This window comes from Lysobacter sp. Hz25 (assembly GCF_046097045.1).
Taxonomy (GTDB): domain Bacteria; phylum Pseudomonadota; class Gammaproteobacteria; order Xanthomonadales; family Xanthomonadaceae; genus Lysobacter; species Lysobacter antibioticus_B.
In genome coordinates this window covers 2,164,264-2,175,897 of sequence record NZ_CP175666.1, presented here as the reverse complement: position 1 = coordinate 2,175,897, position 11,634 = coordinate 2,164,264, and the positions used below count along the sequence as shown (strand labels likewise).

Below are 11,634 nucleotides of genomic sequence, written 5' to 3'. Positions count from 1 at the left end.
CTTTGCAAAAGGGGGACCGAGGGGGATTTGCTTATCCCCCGGCGCTCCTCGCGACCGCACCAGGCAGCCCCTTCCACGCGAGCGCCCGCGCATGACCTCCCTCTCCCGCAAGGTCGCCGTGCTCGGCGCCACCGGTTCGATCGGCACGTCCGCGCTCGACGTGATCGCCCGCCATCCCGAAGCGTTGCGCGCCAGCGTGCTCGCCGCCGGCGGCAAGGTCGACGCCTTGCTGGCCCTGTGCGAACAGCATCGCCCCGAGCACGCGGTGATCGCCGACCCGGCCGGCTATGCCGCCTTGCGCGACGGCCTGCGCGAGCGCGGCCTGTCGGCACAGGCTCATTGCGGCGACGAAGCCCTGGTCGAGCTGGTCTCGTCGGACGTCTGCGACACCGTGGTCGCGGCGATCGTCGGCGCCGCCGGCTTGTCCTCGACCCTGGCCGCGGCCCGCGCCGGCAAGCGCCTGCTGCTGGCCAACAAGGAGTCGCTGGTCCTCGCCGGCGAGCTGCTGATGCACGCCGCGCACGAAGCCGGCGCCTGCATCGTGCCGATCGACAGCGAGCACAACGCCATCTTCCAGTGCCTGCCGCCGGCCGCGCCGGCGCAGTCCGGCGGCCTGCCCTACGCCCGCGCCCATGCCGGCCTCAAGCGCATCCTGCTGACCGCCTCGGGCGGGCCGTTCCGTGGCCGTACACGTTCCGAACTGACCCAGGTCACCCCGGAACAGGCCGTGGCGCACCCGAAATGGTCGATGGGGCCGAAGATCTCGGTCGACTCGGCCACGCTGATGAACAAGGGTCTGGAAGTCATCGAAGCCCACCATCTGTTCGGGATCGAGGGCGAACGCATCGAGGTGCTGGTGCACCCGCAGAGCCTGGTCCATTCGCTGGTCGAATTCGTCGACGGCTCGACCTTGGCCCAGCTCGGTTTGCCGGACATGCGCACCGCCCTCGCAGTCGGTTTCGGCTGGCCGGAGCGGATCGACTCGGGCGTGGCCGGGCTCGACCTGCTGGCCCACGGCCGCCTCGATTTCGAACGCCCCGATCTGGACGCCTTCCCCTGCCTGCGTCTGGCCTTCGAAGCCCTGGCCGCGGGCGGCACCACCCCGGCGGTGCTGAACGCCGCTAACGAAGTGGCCGTTTCAGCCTTTCTTCAGCGGCGAATCGGTTTCCTAGCGATACCCGCGCTGGTCGAAGACACACTCGCCGCGCTCCCGACCATCCCGGCCAGTTCCTTGGCGGTGCTGCGCGAGGCCGATGCCCTGGCCCGTCGCCATGCCGAACAAGCGATCGGCCACAGGGCCTGAATCATGGCGACCACGGCAGGACAGCGATGCGGAGGCGGCCATGAGTGAAGTCCTGGGTTCGTTGTGGTGGCTGATCATCAGCCTCGGCGTGCTGGTCACGATCCATGAATTCGGCCATTTCTGGGTCGCGCGGCGCTGTGGCGTCAAGGTGCTGCGCTTCTCGATCGGTTTCGGCAAGCCGCTGTGGCTGCGCAAGGGCCGCGACGGCACCGAGTACGTCATCGCGCGCATCCCGCTCGGCGGCTACGTCAAGATGCTCGACGAGCGCGAATACGAGATCAGCGAAGCGCTCGCCCCGCAGGCCTTCAACCGCAAGCCGGTCTGGCAGCGCATCGCCATCGTCGTGGCCGGCCCGGCCGCCAACCTGATCCTGTGCGTGATGCTGCTGTGGGGCATGTTCGTGATCGGACGCCCCGATTTCGCCCCGGTGGTCGGCAACGCCACCGGCATTGCCGCCGAAGCCGGCCTGCGCCGCGGCGACACCGTGCTGCAGATCGGCGACCGGCAGACGCCGACCTGGAGCGAGGTGCACATGGCGCTGATCCCCTACGCGCTCGACCACCAGGACGTGGCGGTGCGGGTGCGTGCGGAGAACGGCGCTCCGGCGACCCGCGAACTGCGCCTGTCGCGCCTGCCGGCCAAGTTCGACGAACGCCGCTCGGTCGAAGTCATCGGCCTGAGCGGACGCCACGAGCTGCGCCCGGCCCTGATCGGCCGCATCGCGCCCGACTCCCCGGCCTGGGGCGTGCTCGCCGAGGGCGACCGCGTCACCGCGCTCGACGGCGACCCGGTCGGCGACTGGGAAGACATGGCCGCGGCGGTGACCCGCCTGGGCAAGCGCGGCGGCAACGCCATGATCGAAGTGGCCCGCAACGGCGACCGCCTCGCCCTGGAGATCACCCCGGCCCGCCTGAAGAAGCCCGACGGCGAAGAATACTGGGGCCTGGGCCTGACCTCGGCCGCGACCGCGCCGCCCAAGCGCGACGCCGTGCTGCGCTACGGCCCGATCGACGCGGTGCCCGCGGCGCTGCGCGAAGGCGTGCACCAGGCCGAGCAATTGTTCGCGATGATTGGGCGCGCGTTCACCGGCCGGGTCTCGATCCAGAACACCGTCGCCGGCCCGGTGACCATCGGCCGCGCCGCCAACGCCTACGCCAGCAACGGTCCGGCCTGGTACCTGCAGTTGCTGGCGATGCTGTCGCTGAGCCTGGGAATCCTGAACCTGCTGCCGATCCCGATCTTGGACGGCGGACACCTGCTGTATTACCTTATCGAGCTGGTCAAAGGCAGTCCGGTCAGCGAACGCGTCATGGCGGCCGGGCATTTCGTGGGCCTGGCGTTGATCGCGAGCCTGATGGGCCTGGCGTTCTACAACGACATCTTGAACAACCTGGTGCGCTGATGCCGGCCTGACGCTCGAACGAACGCTTTGCCCTCACCCTGCCGCACTTTCGACCGATGCCCGCGATCGCCGGCATCCAATGCCCCAAACGGACGTAATGATGACGCGAACTCCTAATCGCCGCCTGCTCGCCCTCGCCCTTGCCACGGCAATGACCTCGGCCCCGGTGATTCCCGCGTTGGCGCAGTCGGCCGATCCGTTCGCCCTCGGCGGCAGCACGCCGAACACCCCGGCCCCGGGCTCGTTCACCGTCAGCGACATCCGCATCGACGGCCTGCAGCGCATCTCCGCCGGCACCGTCTTTACTTACCTGCCGGTCGAGCGCGGCGACACGATGGACTCGGCCAAGGCCGGCGACGCCATCCGCGCCCTGTACAAGACCGGCTTCTTCGAGGACGTGCACCTGGACCGCCAGGGCAACATCCTCGTGGTCACCGTGACCGAGCGTCCGGCGATCAACAAGCTGACCCTGACCGGCAACAAGGACATCAAGAGCGAAGACCTGCTCAAGGGCCTGAAGGAAATCGGCCTGGCCGAAGGCGAAACCTTCGACCGCCTCGCCCTCGACAAGGTCACCCAGGATCTCAGCCGCCAGTACAACAACCGCGGCAAGTACAACGTCGAGATCACCCCGACGGTGGCGCGCCTGGACCGCAACCGCGTCGACCTGACGATCACCGTCAAGGAAGGCAAGGCCGCGAAGATCCGCCACATCAACCTGGTCGGCAACGACAAGTTCGAGCAGAAGGACATCCTCGACGGCTGGGAATCGCGCGAACACAACTGGCTCAGCTGGTACCGCCGCGACGACCAGTACTCGCGCGAGAAGCTGTCGGGCGATCTGGAAAAGCTCAACTCCTATTACCTCGACCGCGGCTACGTCGATTTCAGCATCGACTCGACCCAGGTCGCGATCAGCCCGGACCGCCAGGACATGTTCCTGACCGCCGGTCTCACCGAGGGCGACCAGTACAAGGTCTCCAGCGTGCAGGTCACCGGCGACACGATCCTGCCGAAGGAGCAGGTCGAGAAGCTGGTCATCGTCAAGCCCGAGCAGATCTTCTCGCGCCGCCTGCTCGAGGTGAGCTCGGAAGCGATCACCGCCTCGCTCGGCAACGTCGGCTACGCCTTCGCCCAGGTCAATCCGATCCCGGACGTCAACCGCGAAAACAAGACCGTCGGCATCAACATGCAGGTGGTGCCGGGCCCGCGCGTCAACGTGCGCCGGGTGATCTTCCAGGGCAACACCCGCACCGGCGACGAAGTGTTGCGCCGCGAAATGCGCCAGTTCGAAGGCGCGTGGTATTCGCAGGCCGCGATCGACCGTTCCAAGATCCGTCTGCAGGGCCTGGGTTATTTCGAGAACGTCGACGTCGAGAGCAAGCCGGTGCCTGGCACCAACGACCAGGTCGACGTGGTCTACAACCTCAAGGAAACCACCTCGGGCAGCTTCGTGTTCGGCCTGGGCTATTCCCAGCTCGGCAAGCTGACCACCCAGGTGCAGCTGTCGCAGAACAACTTCCTCGGCAGCGGCAACCGCGTGTCGGTGCAGGCGCAGCGCAGCTACTACCAAGAGCGCTACGACTTCTCCTACACCAACCCCTATTTCACCGACGACGGCGTCTCGCTGGGCTACAACGTGTCCTGGCGCGAGTTGGACTACTCCGACTTCAACACCGCCCAGTATTCGACCACCAGCGGCATCGGCCAGGTCGTGCTCGGCATTCCGCTGACCGAGACCGACTCGATCACCGGCATGCTCGGCATCGACAGCAACGAGATCCTGATCGGCCGCACGGTCACGCCGCCGAGCATCGTCGACTACCTCGACGCGCTCGGCCGCCGCACCTTCCACGCCTGGCGCGCCCAGGTCGGCTGGGGCCGCAACAGCCTCAACCATGCGCTGACGCCGACCGCCGGCACCCAGCAGCGCGTGTGGATCGAAGCGACCCTGCCGGGCTCGACGGTCGAGTACTACAAGATCAACTACAACTTCTCCAAGTTCTGGCCGCTGTCGCGCCACTTGGTGCTCAACACCCGCACCGAGCTCGGTTACGGCGACAGCTACGGCAAGGACATCAGCCGGGTCATCGACCGCGACGGCCCGGACGGCCCGTTGCCGCCGGAAACCATCACCGCGACCGGCCTGCCCTTCTTCGAGAACTTCTACGCCGGCGGCGTGCGCTCGGTGCGCGGCTTCACCGACAACACGCTCGGCCCGCGCCAGGCCTCGCTCTCGGGCGGCAGCTACACCCAGCCGCTCGGCGGCGCGTTCAAGACCACCGGTTCGCTGGAAATGTATTTCCCGACCCTGCTCGACACCCCGGCGGCACGCATCTCGGCCTTCGTCGACTTCGGCAGCGTCTACAAGAGCTACGACGACTTCGACGCCGGCGAACTGCGCGCATCGGCCGGCGTGGCGATGATGTGGCGCTCGCCGATGGGCCCGATCTCGATCAGCTACGCCTTCCCGTTCAAGAAGCAGGGCCCGACCTACAGCGCCGACGGCAAGACTCAGCTCGACCGCGGCGACGAACTGGAACGCCTGCAGTTCACCTTCGGCGGCACGTTCTGATCGCAGCTGCGACGACCGCCGCCCGCATCGTGGACAGCACCCGCTACACGGCCCAGGCCCTGGCCGAGCGTTACGCGCTCGGCCTGCACGGCGACGGCGCCACCGAGGTCGGCGGCGTCGGCACCCTGGCCAAGGCCGGCCCGGACCAGCTCGCCTTTCTCGCCAACCCGAAATACCGCGCGCAACTGGCGGCCAGCCAGGCCGGCATCGTGGTCATGCGCGAGGACGATGCCGTCGGTTACGCCGGCACCGCGCTGATCGCGCGCGATCCCTACTCCGCCTTCGCCAAGATCTCGGCCCTGTTCGAGCCGCGCCCGCTGCGCGAGCCCGGCATCCACGCCTCCGCGGCGATCGATGCCAGCGCCGAGGTCTCCGCCACCGCTCATATCGGCCCCTTCGTCAGCATCGGCGCGCGCAGCCGCGTCGACGCCGGCGCGATCGTCGGCCCGGGCTGCGTGATCGGCGACGACTGCGTGGTCGGCGCCGGCAGCGAACTGGTCGCGCGGGTGACCCTGGTGACCCGCGTGCGTCTCGGCCAACGCGTGCTGATCCATCCCGGCGCGGTGCTCGGCGCCGACGGCTTCGGCCTGGCGATGGAAGCCGGCCGCTGGCTCAAGGTGCCCCAGCTCGGCGGCGTGTCGATCGGCGACGATTGCGAGATCGGTGCCAACACCACCATCGACCGCGGCGCCATCGAAGACACCGTGCTCGAGGAAGACGTACGCCTCGACAACCAGATCCAGATCGGCCACAACGTGCATATCGGCGCCCACAGCGCGATGGCCGGCTGCTCGGCCGCGGCCGGCAGCGCCAAGATCGGCCGCTATTGCCTGATCGGCGGCGGCGCCGGCGTGCTCGGCCACCTGGAGGTCTGCGACAAGGTCGTGATCACCGCGATGAGCCTGGTCACCAGCTCGATCCGCGAACCCGGCGAGTACTCCTCCGGGACGCCGCTGATGGACAACCGCAGCTGGCGCAAGAACGCCGCGCGCTTCAAGCAGCTCGACGCGATCGCCCGGCGCACCCCGCGCGGCCGCGAGGACGGCTGAGCCGGCGCGCTTCGATTCGGTTCGCTTAGGCGCGGGGCACCATACGGCGCCGCTCCACCGCGGGCGGAAACTGCGGGACAATGGCACGGCTGTCGCGGTTCGCCAGCGGCCAGCCGATCCAAGCCAATCAACGATGGGGCCGCACAGGGAAGGCGGATTCAACGCGCAGGACGCGCATAACGGACGAACCAAGAAGATGAGCCAGACCCTGCAACTCCCGCTCGACGTGACGGCGATCCAGAAGCTGCTGCCGCACCGATACCCGTTCCTGCTGGTCGACCGCGTGGTCGAGTTCGAGGCGCACAAACGCGTGCTCGCCTACAAGAACGTGAGTTGCAACGAGCCCTTCTTCAACGGCCACTTCCCCAACAACCCGGTCATGCCGGGCGTGCTCGTGATCGAAGCCCTGGCCCAGGTCGGCGGCATTCTCACCCAGCTCTCGCATGGCGGCGAAGCCGAAGGCCGGCTGTTCTACCTGGTCAAGATCGACGGCGCTCGTTTCTCGCGCATGGTCTCGCCGGGCGACAAGCTCGAGCTGGAGGTCACCCTCAAGCGCACCATTCGCAACATGGCGATGTACACCGGTATCGCCCGCGTCGACGGCCAGCAGGCCGCGTGCGCGGAGATCCTTTGCGCCGAGGTCAAGGAGTGACGCGATGAGCGCCACGACCCACACGATCCACCCCACCGCCTTCGTCGAGGCCGGCGCCGTTCTCGGCGACGGCGTCGTGGTCGGTCCGTTCTGCTACATCGGCGCCGAGGTCGAAGTCGGCGACGGCACCGTGTTCGGCCCGCACTGCGTGGTCCATGGCCCGACCCGGATCGGCCGCGGCAACCGCTTCTACGCCCAGTGCGCGATCGGCGGCGACCCGCAGGACAAGAAGTTCGCCGGCGAGCGCACCGAGCTGGTCATCGGCGACGACAACGTGTTCCGCGAGTTCGTCACCGTCAACCGCGGCACCGGCAACGGCGGCGGCATCACCCGCATCGGCGACGGCAACTGGCTGCTGGCCTATACCCACGTCGCCCACGACTGCCATATCGGCAACCAGTGCGTGTTCTCCAACAACTCGACCCTGGCCGGCCACGTCACCGTCGAAGACCAGGTGATCATGAGCGGCTTCGCCGGCGTGCATCAGTTCTGCCGGATCGGCGCGCACGCCTTCATCGGCATGGGCGCCCTGGTCAACGGCGACGTGCCGCCGTTCGTGATGGTCGCCCAGGACGGCTACGGTCGGCCGCGCGGCATCAACAGCGAAGGCCTCAAGCGCCGCGGCTTCGACGCCGAGCGCATCGGCGCGATCAAGCGCGCCTACCGCGCGCTGTACGTGTCCGGCGCCTCGCTCGAGGAAGCGCGCGGCAAGCTCGACGAGATCGCCGAGAGCAGCGCCGACGTGCGCGCCCTGCTCGACTTCATCGGCAACGGCGACCGCCCGCTGCTGCGCTGAGACGCCGGAATGGCCGCGACGATCCAGCGCCTGCGCATCGGCCGGACCGTCGTCGCCTGCGACATCGACGGTGCGCTGCGCCAGGCCGAAGTCGCCGAACTCTTCATCGACGAACGTCCGCTCGCGCACTGGCTCGGCCTGTCGCGCGATTTGAGCAACAGCGATACCGACCTGGATCCCGCCTTGCCGCCGGCGCTGGCCGAACGCGGCCGCGCCGCGTTCCTCGGACTGCAACCGGCGCACAACCAGCTCGGCTCGGGTCGGCTGGTGCTCTACCGCTGCCACTGCGGCAGCGACTACTGCGGGGTGATTTCCTGCGTCCTGGAATTTGATGGCGATCACGTCGTTTGGCAGCAAGTGACCCTGGAGGACGATGATGGCCCCATGTCCGGGCCGGATTCGGGCGAGAATGTTCAGGAAGAGAATGCGGCGCCGTCCTCGCTCTCTCCCGCCGCTCCGCTGCGGTTCGTGTTCGATCGGACCCAGTACCGGCTCGAACTGGAGCGTCACTTCCAGGAACGTCACTCCCAAGAGCGCCCTTTCCCCCGATGAATGCCGCCGCGCCCGCCCCCGCTCCGATCGACCAAATCTTCCCCGCCCCGCCCCCGCCGCCGCTGCGTTTCGCCCTGATCGCCGGCGAAGCCTCCGGCGACCTGCTCGGCGCCGGCCTCATCGAGGAACTCAAGCGCCGCCATCCGGGCGCCGAGTTCGTCGGCATCGGCGGCGAGCAGATGCGGGCGGCCGGCATGGACACCTGGTTCGACGCCAACGAACTGGCGGTGATGGGCCTGTCGGAAGTGCTCAAGCACCTGCCGCGCCTGCTGCGCCTGCGCCGCGACGTGCGCCAGCGCATCCGCGATTGGAAGCCCGACGCCTTCATCGGCATCGACGCGCCCGACTTCAACCTCGGCGTCGAGCGCTGGCTCAAGCAGCGCGGCGTACGCACCGTGCACTACGTCAGCCCCTCGGTCTGGGCCTGGCGCGAGAAGCGCGCCGAGAAGATCGGCCGCAGCGCCGACCGGGTGCTGTGCCTGTTCCCGATGGAACCGCCGATCTACGCCAGGCACGAGGTCAACGCGCGCTTCGTCGGCCATCCGCTCGCCGACGAAATGCCGATCCACCCCGACCGCGACGAAGCGCGCATGAACCTCGGTCTCGACGACGAGGCGCCGGTGCTGGCGATGCTGCCGGGTTCGCGGGTCGGCGAGATCGAACGCCTGGCCGGCGATTTCCTCGCTGCCGCCGCGCTGGTGCTGGCCGCCGAGCCGCGCCTGAGCATCGTCGCACCGATGGCCAACGCCCCCTCGCGCGCCGCCTTCGAGCGCATCCTCGCCGCACATCCCGACGGCGAACGCCTGCGCCGCGCCCTGCGCATCGTCGACCGCGGCGCGCGCACGGTGATGGTCGCCAGCGACGCGGTGCTGCTCGCCTCCGGCACCGCCACCCTCGAAGCCATGCTGGCCAAGCGGCCGATGGTGGTCGGCTACAAGGTCGCGCCGCTGACCTATGCCGTGGTCAAGCGCCTGGGCATGCTCAAGGTCGACCACTACGCCTTGCCGAACGTACTCGCCGGCGAAGCCGTCGTGCCCGAACTGATGCAGCACGACTGCACCCCTGAGAACCTGGCCGGCGCCTGCCTGCGCTGGCTGCGCGACCCGCAGGCCGCGGCCGCGCTGCTGCCGAAGTTCCAGCGCATCCATCTCGAACTCAAGCGCGACGCCTCGGCGCGCGCGGCCGATGCCGTGCTCGAGCTGATCGGCGAGAATGCGCCTGCATGAGTCCCTCGCCGTGACCACCGACTCGCTCGACCTCGCCGACACCGCCGTCGTCGCGAGCGAACCGGTGCGCGCGCGGGCCAAGCCGCGCCTGATCGCCGGGGTCGACGAAGCCGGGCGCGGCCCCCTGGCCGGGCCGGTCTCGGTGGCCGCGGTGATCCTCAACCCGCGCCGCCGCATCGACGGCCTGGACGATTCCAAGAAGCTCAGCGAGGCCCGTCGCGAGGCCTTGTATCCGCTGATCCTGGAACGCGCCCTGGCCTGGCGGATCGAGTTCGTCGAGGTCGAGGAAATCGACCGGATCAACATCTTCCAGGCCACCATGACCGGCATGCGCCGGGCGGTGATCGGCCTGGCGCCGGTCGCCGACTTGGTGCGCGTGGACGGCAACCACCTGCCCCACGGCTTGCCCTGCCGCGGCGAAGCGCTGATCGGCGGCGACGCCACCGAACCGGCGATCATGGCCGCCTCGATCCTGGCCAAGGTCGCGCGCGACCGCATGATGCGCAGTCTGCACGAGCGCTACCCTCAATACGGTTTCGACCAACACAAGGGTTACTCGACCGCAGCGCACCTGGCGGCATTGAGCGCACACGGCCCCTGCCCGCATCACCGCCGCAGCTTCGCGCCGGTGCGCACGGCCTACGAAAACCTGTCGCTGTTTTGAGCATCCCGCTTGCCAACGCCGCAACGCCGCCGGTATTCGCGCGTCTGCTCGACGACGACGCCCGCGCCGGCCTGGCCCCGGCGGTACGCGACTTCCATCAGCGCGGCCCGGCCCATTACCGTGGCGAAGCCGTGGTGCGCGGCGCCGGCCATCCCCTCGCGCGACTGGTGCGCTGGTGGTTCGGCTTCCCGGTGCCGGGCGAAGAGGTGCGCGTGTCCTTGCGCATCGAAGAACGCGGCGGCCGCGAGCACTGGCACCGCCGCTTCGGCGAACGCGACTTTTCTTCGTCGTTTGCCCCGAGCCGCGACGGCCACTTCCTGGCCGAGCAGTTCGGCGCCTTCCGCTTTCGTTTCGCCTTGCGTTCCGAAGCCGGCAGATTGCACTGGGATTTCGCCGGCTGGGCTTTCGGCCCCCTGCCGATGCCGCGCGCACTCGGGCCGCGCATCGTGTCCTGGGAAGCGCAGGACGACGACGGCCGCCTACGGTTTTTTTCGCAGGCCGATTTCCCACTGCTGGGACAGTTGATCTATTACGACGGTCGTGTGGAGCCTGTGTTGGCGGATTGATGTCGCTGCCGGACACGCTTTGACGTAATGAGTTCGCAGTGGATTTTCAGCGGCCGGATGATACGAGCCGGCCGTAACGACGACGCAAACGTAGTTTCGTGTCGCGGCTTACGCCGCTCCTACCCAAGAGCAACGACGACCTACCCCGGCCGTTGCCGTTGCCGTTGCCGTTGCCGTTGCTGTTGCTGTTGCTGTTGCTGTTGCCGGATGAGCTTGGCGCAATACCGAACTCGCGAGAACACTTGGAGACCCGGAGGGCGGCGCACAGGACGTGCGCCGTTTTTCGATAAGACAGGGACGTCTTATCGAAAAATCCCGGCGCGAGCTGCGTGCTTGCAGGGGAGCTTCGTCAAGGAAGGCCTTTTCTTTGGTTACCTTTCTTTTGGGCCAGCAAAAGAAAGTAACCCGGCCGCGTCAGCGGACGGAAGCTCTGCTCTTGCCTGTGGCTTCTGAAGAAACAAGATCAAACGCCAAAAGCTTCCGCCACTAAAGCGGCGGGTAACTTTCTTTTGTCTAAAGCAACAAAAGAAAGTCACCAAAGAAAAATGCTTTTGCTTTGAATCACAAGCCCGCGCGAGCGGTGCATACGCGGGGCTTTTTCATACGGGACATCCCTGTCCCGATGAAAAACGGCGCGCATCCTTGCGCGCCGCCCTCCGGGTCTTCCATTGCCTTCGCGAGTGCGAGACGACGCACAGCAACGGCAACGGCAACGCTGCCCCAGGGTAGGAGCGGCGCACGCCGCGACCGCGCAACCGCACGCCGCACGCCGCACCGCAACCTCATGCAATGTGAGAAACGCCGCGCATCGTGAAAAACAACGACGCCGAGACGTTCCCGCATCTCCGA

At 68.0% G+C, this 11,634-nt stretch carries 10 protein-coding genes; all 10 read left to right on the top strand.

From position 1 onward, the window contains the following. The first annotated feature begins 91 nt into the window (after positions 1–91). The 10 genes from ACKN61_RS09250 to ACKN61_RS09205 all read left to right on the top strand — a co-directional run bounded on the left by ACKN61_RS09250 (position 92) and on the right by ACKN61_RS09205 (position 10,785). Entirely contained in the window at positions 92–1,303 is a 1,212-nt protein-coding gene (locus ACKN61_RS09250; protein WP_408953233.1) for a 1-deoxy-D-xylulose-5-phosphate reductoisomerase, read from the top strand. 40 nt (positions 1,304–1,343) lie between these two features. Then, positions 1,344–2,705: an RIP metalloprotease RseP gene (rseP, locus tag ACKN61_RS09245; RefSeq protein WP_408953232.1), complete on the top strand. Its 1,362-nt coding sequence runs from the start codon at positions 1,344–1,346 to the stop codon at positions 2,703–2,705. Between the two features lie 100 nt (positions 2,706–2,805). Further along, positions 2,806–5,280: an outer membrane protein assembly factor BamA gene (gene bamA / locus ACKN61_RS09240; RefSeq protein ID WP_408953231.1), complete on the top strand. Its 2,475-nt coding sequence runs from the start codon at positions 2,806–2,808 to the stop codon at positions 5,278–5,280. 29 nt (positions 5,281–5,309) lie between these two features. After that, positions 5,310–6,329, top strand: a complete 1,020-nt coding sequence (lpxD, locus tag ACKN61_RS09235; protein ID WP_408953230.1) for a UDP-3-O-(3-hydroxymyristoyl)glucosamine N-acyltransferase — start codon at positions 5,310–5,312, stop codon at positions 6,327–6,329. Between the two features lie 196 nt (positions 6,330–6,525). Continuing rightward, positions 6,526–6,981, top strand: a complete 456-nt coding sequence (gene fabZ, locus ACKN61_RS09230) for a 3-hydroxyacyl-ACP dehydratase FabZ (protein WP_031370423.1) — start codon at positions 6,526–6,528, stop codon at positions 6,979–6,981. Positions 6,982–6,985: 4 nt separating this feature from the next. Then, positions 6,986–7,777 carry an acyl-ACP--UDP-N-acetylglucosamine O-acyltransferase gene (gene lpxA, locus ACKN61_RS09225; protein ID WP_031370422.1) on the top strand — a complete coding sequence of 264 codons (792 nt, stop codon included), beginning with the start codon at positions 6,986–6,988 and terminating at the stop codon, positions 7,775–7,777. Between the two features lie 9 nt (positions 7,778–7,786). Beyond that, complete coding sequence (locus tag ACKN61_RS09220) at positions 7,787–8,329, top strand: hypothetical protein (protein WP_408953229.1); 543 nt, start codon at positions 7,787–7,789, stop codon at positions 8,327–8,329. Further along, the gene (lpxB, locus tag ACKN61_RS09215) at positions 8,326–9,555 is read left to right on the top strand and encodes a lipid-A-disaccharide synthase (protein ID WP_408953228.1); all 1,230 of its coding nucleotides are present in this window, start codon (positions 8,326–8,328) and stop codon (positions 9,553–9,555) included. Before ACKN61_RS09220 ends, lpxB begins: the two co-directional genes overlap by 4 nt. A 64-nt stretch (positions 9,556–9,619) precedes the next feature. Beyond that, a complete protein-coding gene (gene rnhB / locus ACKN61_RS09210; RefSeq protein WP_408953780.1) occupies positions 9,620–10,219 on the top strand; it encodes a ribonuclease HII in 600 nt (199 codons plus the stop codon). Next, a complete protein-coding gene (locus tag ACKN61_RS09205) occupies positions 10,216–10,785 on the top strand; it encodes a DUF4166 domain-containing protein (protein WP_408953227.1) in 570 nt (189 codons plus the stop codon). The genes rnhB and ACKN61_RS09205 overlap by 4 nt, the downstream gene beginning before the upstream one ends. The last annotated feature ends 849 nt before the right edge of the window (positions 10,786–11,634 follow it).